Annotated in this window: 26 protein-coding genes; 8 read left to right on the forward strand and 18 right to left on the reverse strand. The window is 62.8% G+C overall.

Annotated features, from left to right (window positions below; all coding sequences use genetic code 11):
• Positions 1-963 (reverse strand): tonB-system energizer ExbB, encoded by a 963-nt coding sequence (gene exbB, locus F6X62_RS16635; protein ID WP_153774188.1) that lies wholly within the window; start codon positions 961-963, stop codon positions 1-3.
• Positions 964-1155: 192 nt separating this feature from the next.
• Between exbB and F6X62_RS16640 the strand changes: the two genes are divergently transcribed.
• A complete protein-coding gene (locus F6X62_RS16640) occupies positions 1156-2007 on the forward strand; it encodes an SDR family oxidoreductase (RefSeq protein WP_153774189.1) in 852 nt (283 codons plus the stop codon).
• 183 nt (positions 2008-2190) lie between these two features.
• Here F6X62_RS16640 and F6X62_RS16645 read toward each other — a convergent pair whose 3' ends face one another.
• From F6X62_RS16645 to F6X62_RS16665, 5 genes are all read right to left on the reverse strand, one after another.
• Positions 2191-2922 carry a hypothetical protein gene (locus F6X62_RS16645; RefSeq protein ID WP_153774190.1) on the reverse strand — a complete coding sequence of 244 codons (732 nt, stop codon included), beginning with the start codon at positions 2920-2922 and terminating at the stop codon, positions 2191-2193.
• Between the two features lie 55 nt (positions 2923-2977).
• Positions 2978-3358, reverse strand: a complete 381-nt coding sequence (locus tag F6X62_RS16650) for a RidA family protein (RefSeq protein ID WP_029612280.1) — start codon at positions 3356-3358, stop codon at positions 2978-2980.
• A gap of 23 nt (positions 3359-3381) precedes the next feature.
• On the reverse strand, positions 3382-5490 hold the full coding sequence (spoT, locus tag F6X62_RS16655; protein ID WP_054894872.1) for a bifunctional GTP diphosphokinase/guanosine-3',5'-bis pyrophosphate 3'-pyrophosphohydrolase: 2109 nt from the start codon (positions 5488-5490) through the stop codon (positions 3382-3384).
• Between the two features lie 59 nt (positions 5491-5549).
• Positions 5550-5813: a DNA-directed RNA polymerase subunit omega gene (gene rpoZ, locus F6X62_RS16660; protein WP_003253383.1), complete on the reverse strand. Its 264-nt coding sequence runs from the start codon at positions 5811-5813 to the stop codon at positions 5550-5552.
• A gap of 216 nt (positions 5814-6029) precedes the next feature.
• The gene (locus tag F6X62_RS16665; RefSeq protein ID WP_054894871.1) at positions 6030-6902 is read right to left on the reverse strand and encodes a LysR family transcriptional regulator; all 873 of its coding nucleotides are present in this window, start codon (positions 6900-6902) and stop codon (positions 6030-6032) included.
• Between the two features lie 209 nt (positions 6903-7111).
• Here F6X62_RS16665 and F6X62_RS16670 point away from each other — a divergent pair, with 209 nt between their 5' ends.
• The 3 genes from F6X62_RS16670 (at position 7112) to F6X62_RS16680 (ending at position 10934) form a co-directional block, all read left to right on the forward strand.
• Positions 7112-8494, forward strand: coding sequence for a glutamine synthetase family protein (locus F6X62_RS16670; protein ID WP_054894870.1), 1383 nt, complete (start codon positions 7112-7114; stop codon positions 8492-8494).
• A gap of 4 nt (positions 8495-8498) precedes the next feature.
• Positions 8499-9272, forward strand: a complete 774-nt coding sequence (locus F6X62_RS16675) for a gamma-glutamyl-gamma-aminobutyrate hydrolase family protein (protein WP_153774191.1) — start codon at positions 8499-8501, stop codon at positions 9270-9272.
• 114 nt (positions 9273-9386) lie between these two features.
• Positions 9387-10934, forward strand: a complete 1548-nt coding sequence (locus F6X62_RS16680; protein ID WP_054894868.1) for an APC family permease — start codon at positions 9387-9389, stop codon at positions 10932-10934.
• 79 nt (positions 10935-11013) lie between these two features.
• Here F6X62_RS16680 and gmk read toward each other — a convergent pair whose 3' ends face one another.
• Positions 11014-11634 (reverse strand): guanylate kinase, encoded by a 621-nt coding sequence (gene gmk / locus F6X62_RS16685; RefSeq protein WP_063541808.1) that lies wholly within the window; start codon positions 11632-11634, stop codon positions 11014-11016.
• Between the two features lie 12 nt (positions 11635-11646).
• Positions 11647-12510 carry a YicC/YloC family endoribonuclease gene (locus F6X62_RS16690; RefSeq protein ID WP_153774192.1) on the reverse strand — a complete coding sequence of 288 codons (864 nt, stop codon included), beginning with the start codon at positions 12508-12510 and terminating at the stop codon, positions 11647-11649.
• Between the two features lie 226 nt (positions 12511-12736).
• Between F6X62_RS16690 and rph the strand changes: the two genes are divergently transcribed.
• Both rph and F6X62_RS16700 read left to right on the forward strand, forming a co-directional pair.
• On the forward strand, positions 12737-13459 hold the full coding sequence (gene rph / locus F6X62_RS16695; protein ID WP_063541806.1) for a ribonuclease PH: 723 nt from the start codon (positions 12737-12739) through the stop codon (positions 13457-13459).
• Positions 13460-13485: 26 nt separating this feature from the next.
• Positions 13486-13854, forward strand: a complete 369-nt coding sequence (locus tag F6X62_RS16700) for a DUF4870 domain-containing protein (RefSeq protein ID WP_054894864.1) — start codon at positions 13486-13488, stop codon at positions 13852-13854.
• Between the two features lie 8 nt (positions 13855-13862).
• On the opposite strand, the gene F6X62_RS16705 is transcribed toward F6X62_RS16700, so the two are convergent.
• The 10 genes from F6X62_RS16705 to F6X62_RS16750 form a co-directional block, all read right to left on the reverse strand.
• Entirely contained in the window at positions 13863-15821 is a 1959-nt protein-coding gene (locus tag F6X62_RS16705; protein ID WP_153774193.1) for a DUF4105 domain-containing protein, read from the reverse strand.
• Positions 15818-16138, reverse strand: coding sequence for a DUF2388 domain-containing protein (locus F6X62_RS16710; protein WP_054894862.1), 321 nt, complete (start codon positions 16136-16138; stop codon positions 15818-15820). Before F6X62_RS16710 ends, F6X62_RS16705 begins: the two co-directional genes overlap by 4 nt.
• 36 nt (positions 16139-16174) lie before the next feature.
• On the reverse strand, positions 16175-16468 hold the full coding sequence (locus tag F6X62_RS16715; protein ID WP_054894861.1) for a DUF2388 domain-containing protein: 294 nt from the start codon (positions 16466-16468) through the stop codon (positions 16175-16177).
• Positions 16469-16554: 86 nt separating this feature from the next.
• Complete coding sequence (locus F6X62_RS16720; protein WP_065864593.1) at positions 16555-16872, reverse strand: DUF2388 domain-containing protein; 318 nt, start codon at positions 16870-16872, stop codon at positions 16555-16557.
• A gap of 314 nt (positions 16873-17186) precedes the next feature.
• Positions 17187-17399, reverse strand: a complete 213-nt coding sequence (locus F6X62_RS16725) for a DUF1127 domain-containing protein (protein WP_054894859.1) — start codon at positions 17397-17399, stop codon at positions 17187-17189.
• A 377-nt stretch (positions 17400-17776) separates the two neighbouring features.
• Positions 17777-19270, reverse strand: coding sequence for an acetyl-CoA hydrolase/transferase family protein (locus tag F6X62_RS16730; RefSeq protein WP_151925827.1), 1494 nt, complete (start codon positions 19268-19270; stop codon positions 17777-17779).
• Between the two features lie 189 nt (positions 19271-19459).
• Positions 19460-20911: an NAD(P)(+) transhydrogenase (Re/Si-specific) subunit beta gene (locus F6X62_RS16735; RefSeq protein ID WP_054894857.1), complete on the reverse strand. Its 1452-nt coding sequence runs from the start codon at positions 20909-20911 to the stop codon at positions 19460-19462.
• A gap of 2 nt (positions 20912-20913) precedes the next feature.
• Complete coding sequence (locus F6X62_RS16740) at positions 20914-21228, reverse strand: NAD(P) transhydrogenase subunit alpha (protein ID WP_023378063.1); 315 nt, start codon at positions 21226-21228, stop codon at positions 20914-20916.
• A gap of 11 nt (positions 21229-21239) precedes the next feature.
• Positions 21240-22361 (reverse strand): Re/Si-specific NAD(P)(+) transhydrogenase subunit alpha, encoded by a 1122-nt coding sequence (locus tag F6X62_RS16745; protein WP_153774194.1) that lies wholly within the window; start codon positions 22359-22361, stop codon positions 21240-21242.
• Positions 22362-22794: 433 nt separating this feature from the next.
• Positions 22795-23694 carry a LysR substrate-binding domain-containing protein gene (locus F6X62_RS16750; RefSeq protein ID WP_054894854.1) on the reverse strand — a complete coding sequence of 300 codons (900 nt, stop codon included), beginning with the start codon at positions 23692-23694 and terminating at the stop codon, positions 22795-22797.
• Positions 23695-23859: 165 nt separating this feature from the next.
• On the opposite strand from F6X62_RS16750, the gene F6X62_RS16755 reads away from it, so the two are divergent.
• The gene (locus F6X62_RS16755; protein ID WP_054894853.1) at positions 23860-25041 is read left to right on the forward strand and encodes an acyl-CoA dehydrogenase; all 1182 of its coding nucleotides are present in this window, start codon (positions 23860-23862) and stop codon (positions 25039-25041) included.
• A 15-nt stretch (positions 25042-25056) separates the two neighbouring features.
• Complete coding sequence (locus tag F6X62_RS16760) at positions 25057-26277, forward strand: CaiB/BaiF CoA-transferase family protein (protein ID WP_153774195.1); 1221 nt, start codon at positions 25057-25059, stop codon at positions 26275-26277.
• The last annotated feature ends 153 nt before the right edge of the window (positions 26278-26430 follow it).

Raw genomic sequence — 26430 nt, forward strand, 5'->3', positions numbered from 1 at the left:
TTACCCCACTTTCACCATGTGCGGGGCGGCGCGCTCGCCAGCCTGATGGTCCAGGTCACGGCTGACCAGCAGCAGGACCTGCGCCGAGGCGTCGGAGACCTGCGCCTTGTAGCCGGCGATGGAACGGGCGAAGACGTTGTAGATGACCACGGCCGGAATCGCGGCGACCAGGCCCAGGGCGGTGGCCAGCAGGGCTTCGGCGATGCCTGGGGCAACGACGGCGAGGTTGGTGGTCTGGGTCTTGGCGATGCCGATGAAGCTGTTCATGATGCCCCACACGGTGCCGAACAGGCCGACGAATGGCGCGGTGGAGCCGATGGTGGCCAGCACGCCGGTGCCGCTGCTCATGTTGCGACCGCTGGCGGCGACCAGGCGCTCCAGGCGGAAGCTGACGCGTTCCTTGATGCCTTCCTTCTCGCGGGTGTTGGCCGACAGGCGCATTTCCTCGAGGGCGTCGTGGATCAAGGTATGGGCCAGGGTGCCCTCCTTGTCGGCGACGCTGCTGGCTTCTTTCAGGCTGGCAGATTTCTTCAGCAGGGCGATTTCACCGCGCAGGCGGCGCTTGGCGCCCATCAGCTCGAAGCCCTTGGCGATCCAGATGGTCCAGGTGATGATGGAGGCGATGGCCAGGCCGATCATTACCGCCTTCACGACGATATCGGCGTTCTTGTACATGCCCCATGGGGACAGGTCGTGGGCCATGCCCAGCGAGGTGTCTTCGACCAGTGCTTCGACGTTCTCGCCTGCTGGCGCCTGGGCCTCGGCGGGCTCAGCGGCGTTCGCGGATGCCTGGCCAGTGGCGGCCGGGTCAGCCGGAGCGACTGCAGCAGGAGGGGTGGCGCCGTTGGCGGCAGGCTCTTCAGCCATGGCGGCCGGGGCCAGCACCAGGCTGAACAGCAGCGCGGCGATGGCGCGCCAGGCGCGCGACGTGGTTGGCGAAGCGGAAGGTTGAGTACGAGTCATGCTGGCCGGACCTGATGAAGAAAAATGAGGTGGTGTTCTCCATGGCCTCGAGGCGGGCCGAGAACTGATCAGGGCGCCATTATTGCAAGTAATTCTTGTTAACAAAAGTAATAGAGTATCTTTTTTTACGCTTTGGATAGCCGCTGATCGTCTAATACGGCTAGCCTGGGCCTTTCGTTCTGGAGTGAAGTGATGTCGGATCTGTCCGCGATGATCGTAGGTTGTGGTGATGTAGGCAGCCGCCTGGCCCGGCAACTGCTCGCCCGCGGCTGGCAGGTACATGGGCTGCGTCGCACGGTGGAGCAACTGCCTGCAGGCGTTCTGCCGGTGGCGGCCGATCTGTCCGACCCCAGCATTCCTGCAGGTTGGCCCGAGCGTTCCCCGGATTATCTGGTGTATTGCGTGGCGGCCAGCCAGCACGATGAAGCCGGTTATCGAGCCGCCTACGTGGAGGGTTTGCGCCACGTGCTGACTTGGTTGGCGGACAAGGGGCAGCACCCGCGCCGCTTGCTGTTCGTGTCCAGCAGCAGCGTCTATGCGCAGCAGGGCGGCGAGTGGGTCGAGGAAGGTGCGGCCACCGAGCCCGAGGGATATTCGGGGCGGATCATGCTGGAGGCCGAGCGCTTGGCGCTCGAGAGCGGGATTCCCGCCAGCCTGGTGCGCCTGACGGGGATCTATGGCCCCGGCCGCGAGTGGCTGCTGAGCCAGGTGCGCCAGGGATATCGGGTGGCCGAGGAGCCGCCGCTGTACGGCAATCGCATTCATGCCGAGGACGCGGCCGGTTTGCTGGCGTTCCTGCTGCAGGCCGACGCGGACGGGGTGGCGCTGCAGGACTGCTACATCGGTGTCGACGACGATCCGGCCCCGCTGGCCGAGGTGGTGGCCTGGCTGCGCCAGTACATGGGCGTTACCGAGTGGTCTGACGAGCAGCGCGTGCGCCGCACCGGCAGCAAGCGCTGCAGCAACGCGCGGGCACGGGCGCTGGGCTGGGTGCCGCAGTATGCGAGCTACAAGGAAGGGTACGCGGCGATCCTGAAAGGCTGAAGCCAAGCCTCGACCACCGGTGTCGAGGCTGGCCGGGTACCCGTAGGAGCGGGCTTGCCCGCGAATCGGATACCGCGCTGCATGGCACCGGCTTCGCCGGTGATCGCGGGACAAGCCCGCTCCCACAGGGATTGGGCAGGTCTTTAAATTTTGGACGAGACAATTGCTCCTGCAGGTAGTGGATCAGTCGCGCTCAAGCACCCACTGCCGCGCGCCAGCCGCGAGTTCTGGCATTTCGTCGGGCTGCGCACGGTTGACTGCACGGAAGATCTCCAGCTTGTCGTCATCACGCTTGAACAGCCAGGGGGCGCCGCGTTGGTCGCGCTCCAGCCAGAGGCTGTCGTTGTCGCCGCCCATGGTCGCGCAATCGCCGGCCAGGCAAAGGGCGTAACGGTCCAGATCGGGCAAGCCGGTCACGCCGCCGTCGTCGGCGAAGCGGACCTTGGCGCCCTGGCCTGGGCCTTCGACGATTTTCCATTCGCCACCCAGGTACGCCTTGTACAGCGCCTTCTCGAAGCTGCTACCCAGCGGTGCGTCGGCGGGTGTCGTGGGCTTGCTGCGCACGAAGGTCTGCTTGGCGCCGGAGGCGTCGGTCGTTTGCAATTCGTCGCCATCGAGGCTCAATTGCTCGCTCTGGCCGCCTTCGAAATTGGCTTGCCATTGCTTGTCCGCCGCGACGAGGCTGCCCTCAGCGGCTTCGAAGCCATTGCTGTAGCGGGCTTGCTGGCTGACGACGTCAATCTTCCATTCGAATACCGGGCCATGGCTGGACAGCGCCTTGCGCAAGCTGTCGCCCTTGACGGCGGCGTCGATGGCATCCTGGTTGATCCAGGTACCGTTGAAATCTTCAGGTTTGTGGCTGGCGCAGCCGCCCAGAAGCAGGGCTGCCAGCGCGAGGGGCAGGGCATGACGCATGGTGGGAACCTTCAGGAAGGAAAGGCGGCAGGCCGGGCGCCCGCCGCCTGGGGCATCACTCGATGACGAGGATGGCGTCCATCTCGACTTGCGAGCCCTTTGGCAGGGCAGCTACGCCAATCGCGGCGCGGGCTGGGTAGGGCTGCTCGAAGTAGCGACCCATGACCTCGTTGACCTTGGCGAAGTGGCTCAGGTCGGTGAGGAAGATGTTCAGCTTGACGATATCCTTGAACGAACCGCCAGCGGCCTCGGCAACAGCCTTGAGGTTTTCGAAGACCTGCACGGTCTGTGCCTCGAAGCCTTCAACCAGCTCCATGGTCTTGGGATCCAGAGGAATCTGGCCCGACATGTAGACGGTATTGCCAGCCTTGATCGCCTGGGAGTAGGTGCCGATGGCGGCAGGGGCCTTGTCGCTGTTGATGACGGTCTTGGTCATGTTGACTCCTTGCGGTTGACGGACTACGCACGCGTTCGGGTGATGCGGACCACGCCGGTCAGGGTGCGCAGCTTCTTGATCACGCGAGCCAGGTGCACGCGGTCGCGCACGCTGACCACCAGTTGGACCACGCTGACGCGACCGTCGCGCTCATCCATGCTGATCTTCTCGATGTTGCCGTCGGCGGCGTTGACGCTGCTGGCCAGCAGGGCGATCAGGCCGCGCTGGTGTTCCAGTTCGACGCGCAGTTCGACATTGAACTCGCCGGTGACGTCCTTGGCCCAGGAGAGCTGCAGGCACTTCTCCGGGTTGTGTCGGATTTCACTGATGTTGCGGCAGTCTTCCAGGTGCACGACCATGCCCTTGCCCGCCGACAGGTGGCCGACGATGGGGTCCCCCGGGATCGGCGTACAGCACTTGGCGTAGCTGAGCACCAGGCCTTCTGTGCCGCGGATCGCCAGCGGGCCCTCTGGCGATGGTAGTTGCTCGCCTTCGGCCGACAGCAAGCGGCGCGCGACCACGTAGGCCATGCGGTTGCCCAGGCCGATGTCTTCGAGCAGGTCTTCGACGAGCTCCAGGCGGTATTCGGTGAGGATGGCCTGGACGCGCTCGGCGGCGATCTTGTCCAGGCTGCTGTCGAAGCCCGTCAGCACTTTGTTCAGCAGGCGTTCGCCGAGGCTGATGGATTCGGAGCGGCGCTGCTGTTTGAGCGCATGGCGAATGTGCGTGCGTGCCTTGCCGGTAACCACGAAATTGAGCCAGGCCGGGTTTGGGCGTGCGCCCGGCGCACTGACGATCTCGACCGTCGAGCCACTTTGCAACGGCTCGGAGAGCGGTGCCAGGCGACGGTTGATGCGGCAGGCGATGCAGCTGTTGCCGACGTCGGTGTGCACCGCGTAGGCGAAGTCGACGGCAGTGGAGCCTTTGGGCAGCTCCATGATCCGGCCTTTGGGCGTGAAGACATAGACCTCGTCCGGGAACAGGTCGATCTTCACGCTCTCGATGAACTCCAGAGAGTTGCCTGCCCGCTGCTGCAGCTCGAGGATGCCCTTGACCCATTGACGGGCGCGGGCGTGGCTGCCCTTGGGCTGTTCTTCCTCGTTCGACTTGTACAGCCAGTGCGCGGCGATGCCGTTGTTGGCCATCTCTTCCATTTCGCGGGTGCGGATCTGGATTTCGATGGGCACACCGTGCATCCCGAACAGCGTGGTGTGCAGCGACTGGTAGCCGTTGGCCTTGGGAATCGCGATGTAGTCCTTGAAGCGCCCCGGCAGCGGCTTGTACAGGTTGTGCACAGCACCCAGCACGCGGTAGCAGGTGTCGACCTTGTCGACGATGATGCGGAAGGCGTACACGTCCATGATCTCGTTGAAGGCGCGGCGCTTGCCGCGCATCTTCTTGTAGATGCCATAGAGGTGTTTCTGTCGGCCGCTGACCTCGCCCTCGATGCCGTCAGCCGCCAGGCAGTTGGCCAGCGAGGTCTCGATCTTGGCGACGATTTCCTTGCGGTTGCCGCGCGCGCTCTTCACCGCCCGGTGAATGAGCGAGGAGCGCATGGGGTGCATGGCCTTGAAACCAAGATCCTCGAACTCCACGCGCACGGTGTGCATGCCCAGCCGATTGGCGATGGGGGCGTAGATCTCGAGGGTTTCCTTGGCGATGCGCCGGCGCTTTTCACCGGACAGCACTTCCAGGGTGCGCATGTTGTGCAGGCGATCGGCCAGCTTGACCAGGATCACGCGGATATCGCGGGCCATGGCCATGGCCATTTTCTGAAAGTTCTCGGCTTGCGCCTCGGCCTTGGTCTCGAAATTCATCTGGGTCAGCTTGCTGACCCCGTCGACCAGCTCGGCGACGGTTTCGCCGAACTGCTGGCTGAGGGCTTCCTTGGCGATGCCGGTATCTTCGATCACGTCGTGCAGCATGGCGGCCATCAGGCTCTGATGGTCCATGTGCATGTCGGCGAGAATGCTGGCGACTGCCAGCGGATGGGTCACGTAGGGCTCGCCACTGCGGCGGCGTTGCCCGTCGTGTGCCTGTTCGGCATAGAAATAGGCCCGGCGAACAAGATTGACCTGTTCGGGGCCCAGATAGGTCGACAGCCGCTCGGCGAGGGCTTCTATACCCGGCATGGTTTCACCTCTTGCAGAGGAAGAGGATCGTGTGCCGCGCGACGTCGACCGGGCATGAATCAGACGGCCTCGTTGTTCTCGTCCTCGAACGCAGCGAACACCGGATCCTCGGTGACGATCTCTTCGGCGGCGATGAATTCATTGGTCACGATGCCTTCGGCAATTTCGCGCAGGGCGACGACGGTTGGCTTGTCGTTTTCCCACGCCACGCGTGGCTCCTTGCCGCCGGTGGCCAGTTGGCGGGCGCGCTTGGTCGAGAGCATGACCAGCTCGAAGCGGTTATCCACGTGTTCCAGGCAGTCTTCAACAGTTACGCGGGCCATGGTCTTCCTCAGTAGCAGATGCGATTAGCGTGCAGCCCAGAATGGGCAGGCGGACTCGATAGTTTAAAAAATCACCAGCCAATAGGGAAGGGCTGTTTTGTCTGGTGATCCGTGTCACCTGCTCGTGGGGGCGGGCTTGCCCGCGAAAGGGCCGTAACAGACAGCCTCTCGCTTGAACCTGACGATAACGCTTCCCGTCCCGCGAACACAACAGCTTCAGCGCATCGCGTCGCGCAAGCGCGGGGTCAGTTCCTCGAACAAGGTCTGTACCGAACGCAGCGCCCGACAATCGGGGCGGGTCAGCAGCCACAGTTGGGTGTCACAGCCTGGCAGCGCGCCGCTCAAGGCCTCGACGCCGGGCAGGGTGTCGACCATGTAGTCGGCCAGCGCCGCCACTCCCATGCCGGTGCTGACCAACTGAGCAATCGTCGACATGCCACTGCACTGGTAGCGTGGGATCAGGTCGGGGTGCTGCTGGTTGCGCCAGACTACCGTGGGGTGGTCCTGCATGGCGTCGTCAGGGGCGATCCACGGCACGCTGTTTGGCGACTCGGCCAGGCGCTCGCGAAACTCCGGGCGTCCGCAGATTACATAGGACGTCGAGCCCAGGCAGCGTCCGACCAGATGCTCCGGCGGTGTGTTGGTCAGGCGCAGGGCGATGTCGGCGTCGCGTCGGCTCAGGTTGGCGAAGGTGTTGGAGGTGCCCATTTCCAGCGACAGCGCGGGGTAGTTGGGCATGAATTCGGCCAGTGCGGGCAGCAACAGGCTGTGCAGCACGGCTTCGGTGCAGGTCAGGCGTACCGTACCGCTGACCACCTGCTCGCCGCTGGTCAGGGCGATGCGCGCGGCGTCCAGCGCCTGCTCGGCCCGTTCAGCCTGTTCGGCCAGGGCCTGTGCGGTGTCGGTTGGCAGGTAGCCCTTGCGGCTCTTGACGAACAGGGCGGTGCCCAGCGCCGACTCCAGTCGCCGGATCGAGCGAAACACCGTCGAAACATCGACCTTGAGCAGCTCGGCGGCCTTGGCCAGTGAGCGACCACGTTCCAGCGCCAGGACCAGGGCGAGGTCCGCGTGATTGATCTGATATTGCATTTGTGCACGCTCTGCTTGCCGATTTGCCAATGTCTGTTGCACTGGAGCCCACTTTATAGTGGAACGGCCCCCGGGAATCAATGCACCGGGCGAGCCACAGAATTTCCCCACGATGGGGCAGTGAAAAGAACAACAGCAGCAACCATCGTCGCCCTCGAGGCGCCAGCCATATCCCCACATCGCCGCTCCGAATCAAAGGATGTACAGCCATGACGTCGGTCTCCCCGTGCGCCCGTTCTTCCCGCGAGATGAATGAATTCCTGGAAGCCCACCCGGACACACAGTACGTCGACCTGTTGATTTCCGACATGAACGGCGTGGTGCGTGGCAAGCGCATCGAGCGGGCCAGCCTGCACAAGGTGTACGAGAAGGGCATCAACCTGCCGGCTTCGCTGTTCGCCCTGGATATCAACGGCTCGACCGTCGAAAGCACGGGTCTCGGCCTGGATATCGGCGATGCCGACCGCATCTGCTATCCGATCCCAGGCTCGCTCTCCAACGAACCCTGGCAGAAACGGCCGACGGCGCAGTTGCTGATGACCATGCACGAAATCGAAGGCGAGCCGTTCTTCGCCGACCCGCGTGAAGTGCTGCGCCAGGTGGTGAGCAAGTTCGATGCGCTTGGCCTGGATATTTGCGCAGCGTTCGAGCTGGAGTTCTACCTGATCGACCAGGACAATCTGAACGGTCGGCCGCAGCCGCCACGCTCGCCGATCTCGGGCAAGCGCCCGCAGTCCACCCAGGTCTACCTGATCGACGACCTGGACGAGTACGCCGACTGCCTGCAGGACATGCTCGAAGCCGCCAAGGAGCAGGGTCTGCCGGCGGATGCGATCGTCAAGGAAAGTGCCCCGGCGCAGTTCGAGGTCAACCTGCATCACGTCGCCGATCCGCTCAAGGCTTGCGACTACGCGATCCTGCTCAAGCGCCTGATCAAGAACATCGCCTACGACCACGAGATGGACTCGACCTTCATGGCCAAGCCCTACCCGGGCCAGGCGGGCAACGGCCTGCACGTGCACATCTCGCTGCTGGACAAGAAAACCGGCAAGAACATCTTCGCCAACGACGATGCGCTGCAGAGCGAAACCCTGCGTCACGCCATTGGCGGTGTACTGGAAACCATGCCGGCGTCGATGGCCTTCCTGTGCCCGAACATCAACTCTTACCGTCGCTTTGGTGCTCAGTTCTATGTGCCGAACGCCCCGAGCTGGGGTCTGGACAACCGCACCGTCGCCCTGCGCGTGCCCACCGACAGCAGCGATAACTTGCGTATCGAGCACCGCGTCGCAGGTGCCGATGCCAACCCTTACCTGATGCTTGCCGCGATTCTCGCTGGTATCCACCACGGCCTGACCAACAAGGTCGAACCCGGCGCGCCGATCGAGGGCAATTCGTACGAGCAGCTTGAGCAGAGCCTGCCGAACAACCTGCGTGATGCCTTGCGAGCGCTGGATGACAGCGAGGTCCTCAACCAATACATCAGCCCGGAATACATCGACATCTTCGTGGCCTGCAAGGAAAGCGAGCTGGCGGAGTTCGAAGTGTCGATCTCCGACCTCGAATACAACTGGTACCTGCACACGGTGTAAGCCCATGAGCGCAATCGCGGTTCCCTTGATCGGTGTCAGCGCCTGCCGCCAGCAGGTTGGGAAGAACTCATCGCACACGGTGGGCGACAAGTATGTCGAGGCGGCAGGTTTTGCCGGGCTGCCTGTGATCCTGCCGGCGCGCGACACGGCCAGCGACCCGCAGGCGCTGCTGGCGCGTCTGAATGGCATTCTTTTTACCGGCTCGCCTTCAAATGTCGAGCCGCATCATTACAATGGCGCCCCCAGCGTGGACGGTACCCGGCACGACGTTGCGCGTGACCGCCTGACCCTGCCGTTGCTGCAGGCCGCCATAGCCGCCGGCGTGCCGGTGTTGTGCATCTGCCGTGGATTCCAGGAACTCAACGTGGCCTTGGGCGGCACTTTGCACCAGCGGGTGCATGAACTGCCCGGCTACCTGGACCACCGCGAACCTGAGGACGCACCCCTGGAGGTGCAATACGGGCCTCGACACACGGTCGGCATTGCGCCGGGCGGGCTGTTCGAGCGCCTGGGCCTGGCGGAGCAGTTCGAGGTCAACTCGCTGCACAGCCAGGGTATCGACCGTCTGGCCCCGGGCCTGCGTGTCGAGGCACGGGCCCCGGATGGCCTGATTGAAGCGGTGTCGATGAGTGATGCGTCGGGCTTCGTGCTTGGCGTGCAATGGCACCCGGAGTGGCGTTTCGCCGAAAACCCGGTCTCCCTACGTCTGTTTCAGGCGTTTCGTGAGGCCTGCATTGCCCATGCTGCTCGGGAGGGCTCGCGCCAGAAGGCATTCTGACGTTACCCGAAGGTCTCGGATGACCCATCCCCTGCAGCAAGCTTTCAATGAGTGAAAGCGGGCCTTGTTCGCAAGGCCTGTGAAAACAATACCAATAGCAACGGCAAATAACTCATGAGCGAATACACAGAAGCCGGCCGCCCTCCCGATGTGGCGGCCGACGCGGGCAGCAACACCCAGCGCGCCAGCAAAGGCCTGGCCAAAGGTCGCCTGGGCCTGCTGGCCAGCGTGGTGCTGGGCATCTCCACCATTGCCCCGGTCTACACCCTGACTGGCGCCCTTGGCCCGACCGTGCGTGAGGTCGGCGCCCATCTTCCCGCGGTCTTCATCGTCGGCTTCCTGCCGATGCTGCTGGTTGCCCTCGGCTACCGTGAGCTGAACGCCGCGGAGCCCGACAGCGGCACCTCATTCACTTGGTCGGCACGTGCCTTCGGTCCCATGATCGGCTGGATCGGTGGCTGGGGGCTGGTCGTCGCCACCACCATCGTGCTGTCGAACCTGGCCGGTGTGGCGGTCGATTTCTTCTACCTGTTCATCGGGCAGATCACCGGGCATCACGAGTATGCCGCGCTAGCGGACAACCTGTTGATCAACGTCACTACCTGTTGTGCGTTCATCGCCCTGGCGGTGTGGATCTGCTGCCGGGGCATGGGTACCACCATGACCGTGCAGTACGGCCTGGTTGCCCTGCAATTGCTGGTGTTGGTGGGCTTTGGTTTTGCTGCGTTCGGCGAGACTACCGCGCCACCGCCGCTGGAATTCGATTTCGCCTGGTTCAATCCCTTCGGGGTCGAATCGTTCTCGGCCTTCGCGGCCGGGCTGTCGCTGTCGATCTTCATCTTCTGGGGATGGGACGTGTGCCTCACCGTCAGCGAAGAGTCCATCGGCAGCGACGAAGTGCCAGGCAAGGCTGCTACCTGGACGGTACTGCTGATCCTTGGCCTGTATCTGTTCACCGCCATTGCCACCCTTCAGTTCGCCGGCATCAGCGACACTGGCCTGGGCCTGGGCAATCCGCGCATCCAGGAGAACGTCTTCGCCCACCTGGCAGGTCCGGTGATGGGGCCGCTGGCGATCCTGATGTCGATTGCGGTGCTGGCCAGCACGGCGGCGTCGCTGCAGTCGACCTTCGTGTCGCCGGCGCGCACCCTGCTCGCCATGGGCTACTACGGTGCGGTGCCGCAGCGCTTCGCCAGTGTCTGCCCGCGCTCGCAGACGCCGCGCTACGCGACCATCTGTGCGGGCGTGGCTGCGGCCTTGTTCTACGTGACCATGCGTACCCTGAGCGAGAACGTGCTGGCAGACACCATCACCGCGCTGGGGATGATGATCTGCTTCTACTATTCGCTGACCGCGTTCGCCTGTGTCTGGTACTTCCGCGACAGCCTGTTCGACAGCCTGCGCCACTTCTTCATGCGCGGCCTGTGCCCGCTGGTGGGTGGGGTGATCCTGTCGGTGATCTTCGTGCGTACCGCGATCGACAGCGCCTCGCCCGACTTTGGCAGCGGCTCGCATGTCGGTGGGCTGGGGCTGGTGTTCGTGATCGCGGCGATCATCTCGGTGCTGGGGATCGTGCTGATGATGCTGTCGCGACTGCGTGCACCGGCGTACTTCCTCGGGGCGACCTTGCAGCAGCAGGCGAAACTGCAGTTGCAGGAATAAGGCGTAGGTGGGGCTGCTGCGCAGCCCTATCGCGGGGCAAGTCGTTGCGACTTGCCCCGCGCTGGTTTCAGCGCGTGGTTCAGCCGACCAATTGCTTCAACAGCTCACCATGGCGCTGCTGCTGCTTCTTGAGCAGCAACCGGTTCGAACGGAACACCGACTTCAGGTCTTCGAGCGCGTCTTCGAAGTCATCGTTGACGATGACGTAGTCGAATTCGTTGTAATGCACCATCTCGCTGACCGCTTCCTTCATGCGCCCGGCGATGATCTCTTCACTGTCCTGGCCGCGCCCGTCCAGACGCTGGCGCAGGGCTTCCTGGCTCGGTGGCAGGATGAAGATCGACAGGGCCTCGGGCATCAGCTTGCGCACTTGCTGCGCACCCTGCCAGTCGATTTCAAGGATCAGGTCGAAGCCTTGGTCGAGGGTTTCCTGCAGCGCGCTGCGGGAGGTGCCGTAGAAGTTGCCGAACACCTCGGCGTGCTCGAGGAAGTCGCCTTGGGCAATCAATGCCTTGAACTCCTCGTGAACCACGAAGTGATAGTTCACTCCGTGGATCTCGCCTGGGCGCATGGCACGGGTGGTGTGGGAGACAGAGACGCGGATCTGCTGGTCTTGCTGGGTCAGAGCAGTGACCAGGCTGGTCTTGCCAGCGCCGGAAGGCGCCGAAACGATGTAGAGGGTGCCGCTGCTGTGCTTCATGGTGGGGTGGCCTTACTCGATGTTCTGTACTTGTTCACGCATCTGTTCGATCAGCACCTTCAGGTTGACCGCTGCTTGGGTGCTGCGCGGGTCGAAGGCCTTTGAGCCGAGCGTGTTCGCCTCGCGATTGAGTTCCTGCATCAGGAAATCCAGGCGTCGTCCGGCGGCGCCGCCCGACTTGAGCACGCGGCGCACCTCGGTGACATGGGTGCTGAGACGGTCGAGCTCTTCGGCGACGTCGCTCTTTTGTGCCAGCAGCACCATCTCCTGCTCCAGGCGCTGCGGGTCGAGCTCGGCCTGCAGGTCGTTGAAACGGTCGATGATGCGCTGGCGCTGGGCGGCCAGCATTTGTGGCACCAGGGCGCGCAGGGTGGCGACTTCGGTGGTCATGGCGTCCAGGCGCTCGTTGATCAGTCGGGCCAGCTCCTGGCCCTCGCGCAGGCGGCCGGCCTTGAGCTCGGCGAGCGCCTCGTCGAACAGTGCCATCGCCTCGGTGTTCAGCGCCTGTGGGTCGGCGGCATCGGCTACCAGCACGCCGGGCCAGGCCAACACTTCGAGGGGATTGAGCGGGGCTGGCTGATTGATCAGCCCGGCCACGGTCTCGGCGGCGGCGACCAGTTGCGCGGCGCGCTCGCGATCGACCTGCAACGGCTTGCCGGTGCTGTCTTCGGACAGGCGCAAGGTGCATTCGACCTTGCCGCGCGACAGCCCCTGGCGCAGGCCTTCGCGTACCGCGCCCTCAAGATCGCGCAGGGCTTCGGGCAGGCGCAGGTGAGGTTCGAGATAGCGGTGGTTGACCGAGCGCAGCTCCCAGGCCAGGGTGCCCTGGCTGCCGGCGCGCTCGACGCGGGCAAAGGCGGTCATGCTGTGCACCATGGGGAGTACCTCGCGAATTCGGTGTGTACGGGGAAGCCTTTCGGCTGCAAGGCGCAGGATTGTAGCGCAGTGCGGCGGTGGCGCCCAATCGGACCATGCTACAGGGCGTCGCAGGCAAAGGTGGGAAAAGTCGACGGGTTGCGAGGCCGCGACAATAGGCATGTCCTCGCAGGACGCACGGCTCTATAATGGCCGCCTGATTCGAATTCCAGTACAGGTATCCCAGATGAAACGTCCAAGTGGTCGCGCTGCCGATCAGCTTCGCTCGATCCGCATCACCCGCAACTACACCAAGCACGCCGAGGGGTCGGTACTGGTCGAGTTCGGTGACACCAAGGTCATCTGCACGGTCAGCGTCGAGAACGGTGTACCACGCTTCCTCAAAGGCCAGGGGCAGGGCTGGTTGACGGCCGAGTACGGCATGCTGCCGCGCTCCACTGGCGAGCGTAACCAGCGTGAGGCCAGTCGTGGCAAGCAGGGCGGCCGCACCCTCGAGATCCAGCGCCTGATCGGCCGTTCGTTGCGCGCAGCCCTGGACATGAGCAAGCTGGGCGACATCACGCTGTACGTCGACTGCGATGTGATCCAGGCCGACGGCGGCACCCGCACCGCTTCGATCACCGGCGCAATGGTGGCCCTGTGCGACGCCCTGGCGGTGATCAAGAAGCGTGGCGGTCTCAAGGGCGGCAACCCGCTCAAGCACATGATCGCCGCGGTGTCGGTGGGCATGTACCAGGGCGAGGCAGTGCTGGACCTCGACTACCTCGAAGACTCGGCTGCCGAAACCGACCTCAACGTGGTCATGACCAGCGCCGGTGGCTTCATCGAAGTGCAGGGCACTGCCGAAGGCGCGCCGTTCCAGCCTGAAGACTTCAACGCCATGCTGGCGCTGGCGCAGAAGGGCATGACCGAGATCTTCGACCTGCAGAAGGCTGCATTGGCCGACTGAAGCTGCGCCAAGGAGGCGATGGACCCATGAGTGAGACGAATCTGCCGATCGAAACGCCGAGCGCCGAAGTTCGGCAATGGGCGATGTTTTGCCACTTCAGCGCCTTGCTCGGGCTGGTGATGCCGCTCGGGCATCTGCTCGGGCCACTGGTGATGTGGATCTGGAAGCGTGAGGTCGATCCGTTCGTCGATGCCCAGGGCAAGGAAGCGCTGAACTTCCAGATCAGCGTCACCATTGCCGGATTCATCTGCTTCCTGCTGATGTTCGTGGTGATCGGCATCGTGCTGTTCGCCATCCTGGCGGTGGCAGTGCTGATCCTGATCATCCTGGCAGGGGTTCGGGCCAATGAAGGCAAGCCGTACCGCTACCCGCTGATCTGGCGGCCTATCAAGTAGCCCTGCGCTCAAGGCAGCTGCAAACCGCCAGCTGCCTTGTGCAGGGTGCGCAGGTGTTCTCCTATCTGCTTCACGTTGGCCTCGATGGCCGCAATTTCCTTCGCGCGGGCTGGCTCCAGCAGCGCTCTGACTTCCTTGTCCAAATCGGTACTCAGGCGTAGCAACTGCGCCTGCCTCTCACTGCTGACCTTTTCCAGATGCACCCGCTCCTGGGGTTGCGGCAAGCCGTAGCCATCCGCTTCGAGCAGCTCGGCCGGTCGGCTGAGGAACCCACTGTTGGCAAGCATCTGCTGCAGCGTGGCATTGGCTTTGTCGATGCTGCCGTCCTTGAGCGCGGTGGCATTGAGGTAGCGTTGCTTGACTTCGTCCTGGGCCAGCAGCAACTGGCGGCGCAGGCTGGCCTGCTCAAGCAGCAGCAAGGCCGCACTGGTGCGCAAGTCGGCCTGGGCGAACCAGGGGCGGCGTTGCTCGGCATCCAGGGCCAACCAGTCTTCCACGGCGCTCTGTTTGATCGGCAACTGCTTCTTCAACACTTCGAACATGGCCTGGTAGCGGTCGCGATAAGAGTCGAAGCGATAGCCCAGGCGCAGCGCTTCGCGCGGATCGTCGAGTACGCTGGTGTCGGCCAGACCTCTTCCCTTGAGGACTTCGAGCAAGCCGTTGGGCATGATCGCGTCGAGATCGCTGAAGCGCTGGTCGGCGGTGCCGCTGCGCATCAGCTTGAGGGTTTCCACCGCGCAATTGTTGGACAGGAAATAGTAATTGCCGTCGTAGCTCCAGTGCATTTCGGCAGCCTGGCGCACCAGGTCCTCGATCTGCCGGCGATCGAGCTTGAGCGGCACGGAGGCCAGGCTGCGCAGTTCGGTCTTGGTGTACTCGTCGATCACCTGGCCCAACGGCAGGACGAACAGGCGCGACGGATAGGCGCCGGTCAGGCCGTCCCAGCTGGACAGCTGCACATCATTGACAAACGCGCGGTACGACAACACCAGATGACGATCCAGGTCCAGGCGGCAGTCCGGCCCGCGTGGGCGGCCTGGTGCGCAGATCACCAGGCGCAGCATGCTGTGTCCCCAGCGGCTGACCCAGTTCTGGTTGGCCTCGGCAAGCAGGTAGTCGACTTCGTAGACGCGCTCGGGGTCGATTTCGCCCAGCGGCTCGCGAGCGAAGTCACTGCCGGCGTTAAGGAACGGCAGGCCCTTGGCGCAGGTGTCCTGCTGAGGTGCCCAGCCGAAATGATCGTGCAGGTACTGGTTCAGGGCCGGGCGCCGGCAGCCATAGCTCGGGTCGAGGAGGAAGTACTCCATGTTGACCGCGACAAACTCCTTGGGGCTGCTCAGCTCATAGCTGTCCGGGGTGCGTACCAGTTGACCGTTGTGCTGTTCACGCTCGCCACGGCGGCCGACGTACTGCGGCCAGCCGGCAAGGTCGAGCAGGCGCGGATCGTCACTCAGGGTGAAGCGGCGAGCAGTTTGGCCACGGCATTGCTGGGGCAGGCCGATCTGGCCGAGGGAGCCCTGCTGGCGGTTGCACCGGGCGATCAGCGAGCGCTCGGCACTGGGCCACAGGCGCGCGCGATCATAGATGTGGGTGAGCTCGTGCAGCACGGTGGCCAGCAGTTCTTCCCGCACCGTGCCGTGGGGGCGATGGGTTTTTTCCGTGGCGGCACTGCCATCGGCTAGCCCTGGTAGCAGGCGGCTATTGAGATCTAGCGTCGAGACTGGCGAGGCCTGGCCGTAGGCATCGGCGGGCATCTTGTCGGTCCAGCCGACCTGGATACGGCGATCCAGGCGCTGTTTGAAGGAGGGGGGCAGCTTCGAAAGCGCCTCATCCAACAGCTGCTGGGAGGCCTGCTGCTGTCGAGCGTCCAGGCCGACAGTCTGCAGCTCGAGCTGCAGGTCGGCCAGGGCGGGCGTGCCGAGCAGCGTCAGGGCGCAGCCGAGCAGCCAGGCACGCACGCGCTTCACAGTGACAGGATGGCTTCGGCCAGTACCTGGTCGCTGGCGTCACGCGCTTCAGGCACACGCTCGCGCAGGGTGTCGAATGCAGCTTCGAGCTGGGCGCCACGGATATCGCCATTGCTGGCGACGAAGCTGGCGGCGTCGTCGCGGGCCTCGCGCACGACCTTGGAGTCGCGGATCGAGGTGGTGGTGTCGGATGTGAAATCGATCGAGCGGCCAAAGGCGCGAACGATGATATTGCTGGTGGCCACCAGGGTTTGCGCCTGGGCCAGGTCGGCCAGCAGCAACATGCCGAGGGTAGCGGCGATCAGCGGTTTACGCATGGAGCATCTCCGAAAAATACAGGGAGTCAGGTGTGATCATTGGACGAGAATTGCTTCTGCCAGTTCAAGGTCACCGACGGACTGACGCGAATAGATATGGCGCAGTTCCGTCAGTGCGGCTTGCAACCGCGCGCCACGAATCCGGCCGTCACTGGCGACGAATGCGGCCGCATCATCATGGGCCATGCCGACGATCTTGCGGTCGAACGGCGCAGTGGTCACCTGGCTGGTGACATAGCCGGTCATGACCGGAAACTGGGTCGTGACATCCATGGCATGGGCGCTTCCCATACTGGCAATGGCGAGCAGCAAGGGCACAAGGTAACGCATGGGCTTGGACAACGCTCTGTCGACAGGGTGAATGCTGTTCCCGCAGGCGACGGGGGCGCCGTGGCCTGCGGGTAGGATGGTTGGCGTCAGAGGGCCAGGATGGCCTGTGCCAGTTGCGTGTCGCTGGCTTGCAGTGCAGGCATCTGCTGGCGGATATGGATGAAGGCACTTTCCAGCTTCGCGCCGCGAATATCACCTTGGCTGCCAACGAAGCTGGCAGCGTCGTCACGGGCCGCCTGGACGATCTTGTCATCACGGAACGAAGAGGAGACGTCAGAGGTGGCATCGGTGGACGCGGCCACTGCGCCGACCACGGCATCGGTGGTGACGACGAAGCTGGTGGCGTGGGCGGTGCCCGCCAAGCTCAGCAGCATGGCAGCGCCAAACAGGTGTTTACGGGACATGGTAGGGGCTCCTGCGGGGGGTAGTTCTGGTTATTCGGACGCTCGCACTGCTCGTCACGGTACTTTAGATAATAGGCAGCGCGTTTGACCAAGCTAACAGGCCGTTGTCGCAAGCGTATCACGTGGCTCTGTTTCCAGATGTGAAGGACGAGACCAGACGGAACTGTTACGGTCTTTTTTTAATTACAGGAAATTGTACTGCTTCTGTGTCGAACTGCTCAACTGCGCGGGTTTGAAACAAAAAAACCCATCGCAGTTCCCTGCGACGGGTTTTGAGAATTCGCGGTGCCGGCGTGGTGCCGGCAAGCCGGAGCTTAGCGCCAGAAAGGCTTGCTCAGCTCTTGGTAGCGCTGGGACTCGCTGATACCGGCGTCGGCCAGCAGGCGGGCATCCAGGCGAGCCAGTTGACGGCGGCTGGCGATGCGACGCTGCCACAGCAGCAGGGTCGACAGGGCGCGCAGAGGAGCCGAGGCTTTGGATTCAACGTTGTTTTCGAAAACCAGACCGGAACTGAGGGTACGTTCCATGATGTGTCATCCTTCCGCTTGTGGCGGGATTAGGTAGTGATTTAACTGATGCCAATGATCCTCCTCTGTCGTCCATAACAGTAGATACAGTTCACCAGTATTGCGATGGGCCAGTTAACTGTTAAACGCTACTGTTGCACTCCGAATTGGCATAACTGTACTGGTCTGCACTGTTTTCGTGCATTTTCGCTGCGTTTTAAAATATCGGCGGGATTGATGCGGGGATTTTAGCGGTACAGTAGTACAGTTTTATAGATTTAACCGTTTAACTGTTTTTTCACGGCAGACATGATCGCGGGACGATCCCGCTCCTACAGCTGAAGTGTAGGAGCGGGCTTGTCCCGCGATGGGCTCAGAAGACCGATACAGGTGGCCGATCAGCCAGCCAGCATCCGCCCGCTTTCTTCCAGATTCTCGTGCCAGCTCAGCGCTTCGCGCAGGATATGCGGGGTGTGCCCGCCTCGCTGGCAGGCGCGGTCGAAGTAGTCGTTCAGTGCGGCGCGGTAGTCCGGATGCACGCAGTTGTCGATGATCGCCCGGGCGCGTTCGCGCGGTGCAAGGCCGCGCAGGTCGGCCAGGCCCTGTTCGGTGACCAGGATGTCCACATCATGCTCGGTGTGGTCGACATGGCTGACCATCGGCACCACGCTGGAAATCGCACCACCCTTGGCGATCGACTTGGTCACGAACACTGCGAGGTGGGCGTTGCGGGCGAAGTCGCCGGAGCCACCGATACCGTTCATCATCCGTGTGCCGCACACGTGGGTGGAGTTGACGTTGCCGTAGATGTCGAACTCCAGCGCAGTGTTGATCCCGATGATGCCCAGGCGACGCACCACTTCAGGGTGGTTGGAAATCTCCTGCGGGCGCAGCACCAGTTTGTCCTTGTAACGCTCGAGGTTGCCGAATACGTCGGCATTGCGGCGGGTCGACAGCGTGATCGAGCTGCCCGAGGCGAAGCGCAGCTTGCCGGCATCGATCAGGTCGAACGTCGAGTCCTGCAGCACTTCGGAGTACATGGTCAGGTCTTCGAACGGCGATTCGATCAGGCCGCACATCACGGCATTGGCGATGCTGCCGATGCCGGCCTGCAGCGGGCCAAGGCTGTTGCTCATGCGTCCGGCATCAACTTCCTGCTTGAGGAAGCCGATCAGGTGGTTGGCGATGGCCTGGGTCTCGTCATCCGGTGGCAGGACGGTGGAAGGCGAGTCTGGTTGGTCGCTAATGACGATGCCGACGATCTTCGCTGGATCGATCGGGATCGCGGTGCTGCCGATGCGGTCATCGACCTTCACCAGCGGGATCGGCGTTCGGGTCGGGCGGTAGGTGGGGATATAGATGTCGTGCAGCCCTTCGAGGTTAGGGTTGTGCGACAGGTTGATCTCGACGATGACCTGCTTGGCGAAGATCGCGAAGCTGGCCGAGTTGCCCACCGAGGTGGTTGGCACGATGTGGCCCTGTTCGGTGATCGCAACCGCTTCGATGACTGCGATGTCCGGCAAGGTCAGCTGCTTGTTACGCAACTGCTCGACGGTTTCCGACAGGTGCTGGTCGATGAACATCACCTGCCCGTCATTGATGGCCTTGCGCAGGGTGCTGTCCACCTGGAAGGGCATGCGCCGGGCGAGTACACCGGCCTCGGTCAGTTGCTTGTCCAGGTCGTTGCCCAGGCTGGCGCCAGTCATCAGGCTGATCTTCAGTGGCGACTGCTTGGCACGTTCGGCCAGGGCGTGTGGCACTGCCTTGGCTTCGCCGGCGCGGGTGAAGCCGCTCATGCCGACGGTCATGCCGTCCTCGATCAGGCCAGCGGCGTCGGCCGCACTCATTACCTTGCTGTGCAGGGAGGACAAGCGGATACGATCACGGTACATGGATTGTTATCTCGGGCTACTTGGGCTACTGCAGCGCAGTCTAGAGATTTAGCCCGATGCCGTCCCGCGACCATGGTCGTATGAGGAGCCTGGAAATAGAGCCGTTGATCTGGATCAGCAAAACGACAAGGCCCCAGGAAGAATCTTCCCGGGGCCTTCTAAAACAGTGTCGTCCAGCTCGGAAAAGGACTACTCCACGGCCTTGACCATGTCCTCGATGACTTTCTTGGCGTCACCGAACACCATCATGGTCTTGTCCAGATAGAACAGTTCATTGTCCAGGCCCGCATAACCGCTGGCCATGGAGCGCTTGTTGACGATGATGGTCTTGGCCTTGAAGGCTTCGAGGATCGGCATGCCGGCAATCGGCGACTTGGGATCGTTCTTCGCTGCGGGGTTGACCACATCGTTGGCGCCCAGCACCAGCACAACGTCGGCCTGACCGAACTCGGCGTTGATGTCCTCCATTTCGAACACCTGGTCGTACGGCACCTCGGCTTCGGCCAGCAGCACGTTCATGTGCCCGGGCATGCGCCCCGCCACCGGGTGAATCGCATACTTCACGGTTACACCGTTGTGGGTCAGCTTCTCGGTCAGCTCTTTCAGGGCGTGCTGGGCGCGGGCCACCGCGAGGCCGTAGCCGGGAACGATGATCACGCTGTCGGCGTTGCTCAGCAGGAAGGTTGCATCGTCGGCCGAACCGGATTTCACCGGGCGTTGTTCTTTCGTGCCGGCCGCCGCGCCGCTATCGGTGTCGCCACCGAAGCCGCCGAGGATGACATTGAAGAACGAGCGGTTCATCGCCTTGCACATGATGTACGAGAGGATTGCACCGCTGGAGCCGACCAGGGAGCCTGCGATGATCAGCATCGAGTTGTTCAGCGAGAAGCCAATGCCTGCCGCGGCCCAGCCCGAGTAGCTGTTGAGCATAGACACCACCACCGGCATGTCGGCACCGCCGATCGGGATGATGATCAGCACACCCATGACGAAGGCGAGGACCAGCATCAGGGTGAAGGCGCTGTAGTGTCCGGTGAAGGTGAACAGCAAGCCCAGGGCGAGGGTGGTGATGCCAAGGATCAGGTTCAGCTTGTGCTGGCCGGCGAACTGTACGGGTGCGCCCTGGAACAGGCGAAACTTGTACTTGCCCGACAGCTTGCCGAAGGCGATCACGGAGCCGGAGAAGGTGATTGCACCAATGGCTGCGCCAAGGAACAGCTCCAGGCGATTGCCGGTGGGGATCGGGTCGCTGATGCTGGCGACGATGCCCAGCGATTGCGGCTCGAGCACCGCGGCGATGGCGATGAACACCGCGGCCAGGCCGATCATGCTGTGCATGAAAGCGACCAGCTCTGGCATCTTGGTCATCTCGACGCGCTTGGCCATGATCGACCCGGCGCTGCCGCCGATCAGCAGGCCGACGAGGACATAGCCGATACCCGCGGTGGCGCCGCCGCTACCGACCGAGAGTGCAGCGAGCTTATAGATGAGGCCGATGGTGGTGAGCATGGCGATGCCCATGCCGATCATGCCGAACAGGTTGCCGCGCCGGGAGGTGGTCGGGTGCGACAGGCCTTTGAGAGCCTGGATGAAGCAGACCGAGGCGACCAGGTAGAGAAGGGTGACCAGATTCATGCTCATGCTTACTTCTGCCCCTCGTTCTTGGTTTTCTTCTTGAACATTTCCAGCATGCGGCGGGTGACCAGGAAGCCCCCGAACACATTGACCGCGGCCAGGGCCACGGCAAGGGTGCCCATCAGCTTGCCGGCCGGGGTGACCGTCAGCGCTGCGGCGAGCATCGCGCCGACGATGACGATCGCGGAAATCGCGTTGGTCACCGCCATCAGCGGGGTGTGCAGCGCCGGGGTAACGTTCCAGACCACGTGGTAGCCAACGTAGATGGCCAGCACGAAGATGATCAGGTTGTAGATTCCGTGGGAAATCAGCATGTCTTCCATTGTCGTGCTCCTCAGCCGTTCTTGCGCACGACCTGGCCGTCGCGGCACATCAGGCACGCGGCGACGATGTCGTCTTCCAGGTTGATCACCAGCGTGCCGTCCTTGTCGAACAGCAGCTTCATGAAGTCCAGCAGGTTGCGTGCGTACAGCGCAGAGGCGTCGGCAGCCAGCTGGGCGGGCAGGTTGGTCGGGCCGACGATGGTGACGCCGTGTGCCATCACTACCTGATCGGCCACCGTGAGCGGGCAGTTGCCGCCTTGGGCCGCCGCGAGGTCGATGACTACCGAGCCGGGTTTCATCTGCGCCACGGTCTCGGCGCTGAGCAGCGTCGGTGCCTTGCGGCCGGGGATCAGTGCGGTGGTGATGACGATGTCGGCCTGCTTCGCGCGTTCGTGCACCGCCTGGGCCTGGCGTTGCATCCAGCTGGCCGGCATCGGGCGGGCGTAACCGCCTACGCCTTCGGCGCACTCGCGTTCTTCATCGGTCTCATAGGGGACGTCGATGAACTTGGCGCCAAGCGATTCGATCTGTTCTTTCACGGCGGGCCGTACGTCCGACGCCTCGATCACTGCCCCGAGGCGCTTGGCCGTGGCGATGGCCTGCAGGCCGGCCACACCGGCACCGAGGATCAGCACGCGCGCGGCTTTCACGGTGCCCGCAGCGGTCATCAGCATGGGCATGAAGCGTGGATAGTGGTGCGCCGCAAGCAGCACGGCCTTGTAGCCGGCGATGTTGGCCTGCGATGACAACACGTCCAGGCTTTGCGCGCGCGAGGTGCGCGGAGCGGCTTCAAGGGCGAAGGCGGTGATGCCGTGTTCGGCCATCCTTGCGATGAGCTCGTTGTTGAAGGGGTTGAGCATGCCCACCAGGACACTGCCGGGATTGATCCGGGCCAGTTCCTGGTCGCTGGGCGCCACTACCTTGAGTACCAACTGCGCGCCCAAGGCATCGCCAGCGTCACCCAAGGAAGCACCTGCGGCCTCATAGGCGCTGTCCGGGATGCTGGCTTTGAGTCCGGCGCCCCGTTCGACAGTGACCTGATGGCCCTGGCCGACCAGTTTCTTGATGGTTTCCGGGGTCGCGGCGACCCTCGCCTCACCCGTCTGCGTCTCTAGAGGAACACCAATGTGCACGACTTTGTCTCCTGCGGTGACCTTGTCATTGTTGATTCCAGCGCACTTCGGGTGGTGCTGCTGGAGCGGTCGTTGAGCAATGCATACCGCCGGTTCCGGGGCGGGCGAGGCATTTTGCAGACGAACCGCAGGTGCATCAACCGGTTCTGGAGCGAAACGAAGTTAAAACTACAAGTCACCCTGTGACCACTTGTCGCAACCATCCGCATCCAGGCCGTCAAGAACGCGCTATTGGGAGCTTAGGAGAAAAAATCGAAAATTTTTGGCGGTTTTCGTCCGTAGCTTGCTGGATGTCGTAAAAACAGCGGCAAACCCTCGCGGTTACTAGGGTTGATACGGTTTTTTTCGCTAATGGAACAGTTTATGGATTTGCGACAAATCCATATATCTGTAGGTGTTTAAAATAATTGACTACGAGGTCAGCTTTTGGGTTTCATGCGCCTGCGGCGTAGTCGCGCGCCTGAATCACCAGCCAGTCGCGGAAGGCGCGCAGCGAAGCTGACTCCACCTTGCGCTCGGGAATCATCAGATAGTAGGCCTTGTCGCTCGACAGGGCATGCTTGTTTGCGACCACCAGTCGGCCCTCCGCCAGCTCGCGCTGGATGAGGAACGGCGGGATCAAGGCTATGCCCATTTCGTGCATTGCCGCCTGGCCCAGCATGGAAAACAGCTCGTAGCGCGGGCCGTTCATGTCGCGTTCCACGCTCATGCCCAAGCTGTCGAACCACTGCCGCCAGGCGTAGGGGCGGGTGGTCTGCTGCAGCAATGGCAGCTCGGCGATGTATCTGGCGTCTAGTGCGTCTCGTCCGTCGAGCCATTGCGGGCTGCACACCGGCACCGGATTTTCACCCATCAGGCGATGTGACTGGGTGCCAGACCAGTCGGCGTCGCCGAAGTAGATGGCGGCATCGAAGGTGGTGTCGGCGAACAGGAAAGGCCGCGTGCGGTTGGTGAGGTTGACCGTTACCTCCGGGTGGCGTTGCTGGAAGTCCTTCAGACGAGGGAGCAGCCACTGGGTGCCGAAGGTCGGCACTACGGCCAGTTCGATGACGTTGGCGCCCTGCTGGCGCATCACTGACAGGGTATCCCGTTCCACCGCGTCCAATTGCGCCGAGACCTGGCGGCTGTACGACAGACCAGCCTCGGTCAACTTCACACCCCGGCGCGAGCGTCGGAAAAGCTCCACATTGAGAAAGCCCTCCAGGCCACCGATTTGCCGACAGACGGCACCTTGGGTCAGCGCCAGTTCCTGGGCGGCCTTGGTAAAGCTCTCGTGGCGGGCGGCCGCCTCGAAGCAGACCAGGGCGGTGGTGCTGGGTATCTTGCGCCGCATGTACGTCATTCTCACTTATAAGAAGCGTTAGATAGGGATTTCGCTTATTACGGAGTGAGAAAATAGCACTAATAGGTGCGCAATCCTCGTTTGTCCGCCGACAGGTTCCGGCCTAGGATCAAGGCAACAAGAAATTTCGTCACATACCTTTCGAGGACTCTGCCCATGGCCGGTAAAGCAAGCTTCAACTGGATCGATCCGCTGCTGCTGGATCAGCAGCTCACTGAAGAAGAGCGCATGGTGCGTGACAGCGCTTATCAGTTCGCCCAGGACAAGCTTGCTCCGCGGGTGATCGAGGCGTTCCGTCACGAACAGACCGATCCGGCAATCTTCCGTGAGATGGGCGAGGTCGGACTGCTGGGGGCGACCATTCCGGCGGAGTATGGCGGTAGTGGTCTCAACTATGTGTGCTATGGGTTGATCGCCCGTGAAGTGGAGCGGATCGACTCGGGCTACCGCTCGATGATGAGTGTGCAGTCTTCGCTGGTCATGGTGCCGATCAATGAGTTCGGCAGTGAAGCGCAAAAGCAGAAGTACCTGCCCAAGCTGGCCAGTGGGGAATGGATCGGTTGCTTCGGTTTGACCGAACCCAACCACGGCTCCGACCCTGGCGCGATGATCACCCGTGCTCGCAAGGTCGAGGGTGGCTACAGCCTGACGGGCAGCAAAATGTGGATCACCAACAGTCCGATCGCCGATGTGTTCGTGGTCTGGGCGAAGGACGATGCCGGCGATATTCGTGGCTTCATTCTGGAAAAGGGATGGAAGGGTCTGAGCGCTCCAGCCATTCATGGCAAGGTTGGCCTGCGTGCGTCGATCACCGGTGAGATCGTCATGGACGGCGTGTTCGTGCCGGAAGAGAACATCTTCCCCGAGGTCCGTGGTCTGAAAGGCCCGTTCACCTGTTTGAACTCGGCGCGCTATGGCATTTCCTGGGGCGCGCTGGGTGCGGCGGAGGCTTGCTGGCACACTGCACGCCAGTACACCCTGGACCGCAAGCAGTTCGGTCGCCCTCTGGCCGCCAACCAACTGATCCAGAAGAAGCTCGCCGACATGCAGACCGAGATCACCTTGGGGCTGCAAGGCTGCCTGCGGCTGGGGCGGATGAAGGACGAGGGCACTGCGGCGGTGGAGATCACCTCGATCATGAAGCGCAACTCCTGCGGCAAGGCGCTGGATATCGCCCGTCTGGCGCGCGACATGCTCGGCGGTAACGGGATCTCCGACGAGTTCGGGGTGGCGCGTCACCTGGTCAACCTCGAGGTGGTCAACACCTATGAAGGGACGCATGACATCCATGCGTTGATTCTCGGCCGCGCACAGACCGGCATCCAGGCGTTCTATTAATAGAGGGGCGCGGCCATGGGAGCACTGTCACATCTGCGGGTGCTGGACCTGTCGCGTGTGTTGGCCGGGCCGTGGTCCGGCCAGATTCTCGCCGACCTCGGGGCTGACGTGATCAAGGTCGAGCGCCCGGACAGCGGCGATGACACCCGGGCGTGGGGCCCGCCCTTCCTGCGGGACGCCCGAGGCGAGAACACCAGCGAGGCGGCCTACTATCTGTCGGCGAACCGGAACAAGCGTTCGGTGACTATCGACTTCACCCAGCCCGAAGGTCAGCGCCTGGTGCGTGAACTGGCGGCAAAGTCGGATATCGTCATCGAGAATTTCAAGGTGGGCGGGCTGGCGAGCTATGGGCTGGACTACGAACGCCTGAAGGCGGTCAATCCAAGGCTTATCTATTGTTCGATCACCGGCTTTGGCCAGACTGGGCCCTATGCCAAGCGCGCGGGCTACGATTTCATGATCCAGGGACTGGGCGGATTGATGAGTCTGACCGGGCGGCCTGAGGATGAGCAGGGTGCCGGGCCCATGAAGGTGGGAGTAGCGCTGACTGACATTCTCACCGGGCTTTATTCCACGGTGGCGATCCTTGCAGCGCTGGCGCATCGCGATCAGTCGGGGGACGGCCAGTATATCGATATGGCTCTGCTGGATGTGCAGGTGGCGTGCCTTGCCAACCAGGCAATGAACTACCTGACCACGGGCACACCGCCCAAGCGCCTGGGTAATGCGCATCCCAACATCGTGCCTTACCAGGACTTCCCGACGGCTGATGGTGACTTCATCCTTACGGTGGGTAACGACGGGCAGTTCCGCAAGTTCGCGGAAGTGGCCGGTCAGCCGGAGTGGGCAGATGATCCGCGCTTTGCCACCAACAAGCAGCGGGTTGCGCATCGGGCGGAGCTTATTCCTCTGATTCGACAGGCGACGGTGTTCAAGACCACTGCCGAGTGGGTGGCGGAGCTGGAAAGGGCTGGAGTGCCGTGCGGGCCGATCAACGACCTGGCGCAGATGTTCCAGAATCCGCAGGTCGTGGCGCGCGGCTTGAAGGTGGATGTTCCTCATCCGCTGGCGGGCAGTGTGCCTCAGGTGGCGAGCCCGATCAGGTTGTCGGAGACGCCCGTGGAGTATCGTCGGGCCCCACCTTTGCTGGGGGAGCATACCGAGGCGGTGCTGAGGGATGTCTTGGGATTGGATGCAGGGGCTGTTCAGGTGCTGCGTTCTGCAGGGGTGCTGTGACAGCGTCTTAGCTATATATAGAAGCGGGGAGGCCGATAGGCCTCCCCGCTGTGTTTTCAGCGATCTGAAAGATTCTTGAAATAAAAGGTTGACGGCCTCTCAGATCCCCTTATAATGCGCCCCACTTCCGCAGCAAACGGAACGCAAAACTCC

The organism is Pseudomonas sp. MNR3A, from assembly GCF_009650575.1.
Lineage (GTDB): Bacteria > Pseudomonadota > Gammaproteobacteria > Pseudomonadales > Pseudomonadaceae > Aquipseudomonas > Aquipseudomonas machongensis.

Coding starts and splice junctions, on each gene's coding strand:
- F6X62_RS16725 (WP_054894859.1), bottom strand. CDS start 17,399: ATGGAACGTACCCTCAGTTCCGGTCTGGTTTTCGAAAACAACGTTGAA.
- F6X62_RS16640 (WP_153774189.1), top strand. CDS start 1,156: ATGTCGGATCTGTCCGCGATGATCGTAGGTTGTGGTGATGTAGGCAGC.
- F6X62_RS16710 (WP_054894862.1), bottom strand. CDS start 16,138: ATGCGTAAACCGCTGATCGCCGCTACCCTCGGCATGTTGCTGCTGGCC.
- F6X62_RS16700 (WP_054894864.1), top strand. CDS start 13,486: ATGAGTGAGACGAATCTGCCGATCGAAACGCCGAGCGCCGAAGTTCGG.
- F6X62_RS16740 (WP_023378063.1), bottom strand. CDS start 21,228: ATGGAAGACATGCTGATTTCCCACGGAATCTACAACCTGATCATCTTC.
- F6X62_RS16645 (WP_153774190.1), bottom strand. CDS start 2,922: ATGCGTCATGCCCTGCCCCTCGCGCTGGCAGCCCTGCTTCTGGGCGGC.
- F6X62_RS16720 (WP_065864593.1), bottom strand. CDS start 16,872: ATGTCCCGTAAACACCTGTTTGGCGCTGCCATGCTGCTGAGCTTGGCG.
- F6X62_RS16690 (WP_153774192.1), bottom strand. CDS start 12,510: ATGGTGCACAGCATGACCGCCTTTGCCCGCGTCGAGCGCGCCGGCAGC.
- F6X62_RS16650 (WP_029612280.1), bottom strand. CDS start 3,358: ATGACCAAGACCGTCATCAACAGCGACAAGGCCCCTGCCGCCATCGGC.
- F6X62_RS16730 (WP_151925827.1), bottom strand. CDS start 19,270: ATGTACCGTGATCGTATCCGCTTGTCCTCCCTGCACAGCAAGGTAATG.
- F6X62_RS16675 (WP_153774191.1), top strand. CDS start 8,499: ATGAGCGCAATCGCGGTTCCCTTGATCGGTGTCAGCGCCTGCCGCCAG.
- F6X62_RS16735 (WP_054894857.1), bottom strand. CDS start 20,911: ATGAGCATGAATCTGGTCACCCTTCTCTACCTGGTCGCCTCGGTCTGC.
- F6X62_RS16750 (WP_054894854.1), bottom strand. CDS start 23,694: ATGCGGCGCAAGATACCCAGCACCACCGCCCTGGTCTGCTTCGAGGCG.
- F6X62_RS16665 (WP_054894871.1), bottom strand. CDS start 6,902: ATGCAATATCAGATCAATCACGCGGACCTCGCCCTGGTCCTGGCGCTG.
- rph (WP_063541806.1), top strand. CDS start 12,737: ATGAAACGTCCAAGTGGTCGCGCTGCCGATCAGCTTCGCTCGATCCGC.
- gmk (WP_063541808.1), bottom strand. CDS start 11,634: ATGAAGCACAGCAGCGGCACCCTCTACATCGTTTCGGCGCCTTCCGGC.
- F6X62_RS16715 (WP_054894861.1), bottom strand. CDS start 16,468: ATGCGTTACCTTGTGCCCTTGCTGCTCGCCATTGCCAGTATGGGAAGC.
- F6X62_RS16670 (WP_054894870.1), top strand. CDS start 7,112: ATGACGTCGGTCTCCCCGTGCGCCCGTTCTTCCCGCGAGATGAATGAA.
- F6X62_RS16760 (WP_153774195.1), top strand. CDS start 25,057: ATGGGAGCACTGTCACATCTGCGGGTGCTGGACCTGTCGCGTGTGTTG.
- spoT (WP_054894872.1), bottom strand. CDS start 5,490: ATGCCGGGTATAGAAGCCCTCGCCGAGCGGCTGTCGACCTATCTGGGC.
- rpoZ (WP_003253383.1), bottom strand. CDS start 5,813: ATGGCCCGCGTAACTGTTGAAGACTGCCTGGAACACGTGGATAACCGC.
- exbB (WP_153774188.1), bottom strand. CDS start 963: ATGACTCGTACTCAACCTTCCGCTTCGCCAACCACGTCGCGCGCCTGG.
- F6X62_RS16680 (WP_054894868.1), top strand. CDS start 9,387: ATGAGCGAATACACAGAAGCCGGCCGCCCTCCCGATGTGGCGGCCGAC.
- F6X62_RS16755 (WP_054894853.1), top strand. CDS start 23,860: ATGGCCGGTAAAGCAAGCTTCAACTGGATCGATCCGCTGCTGCTGGAT.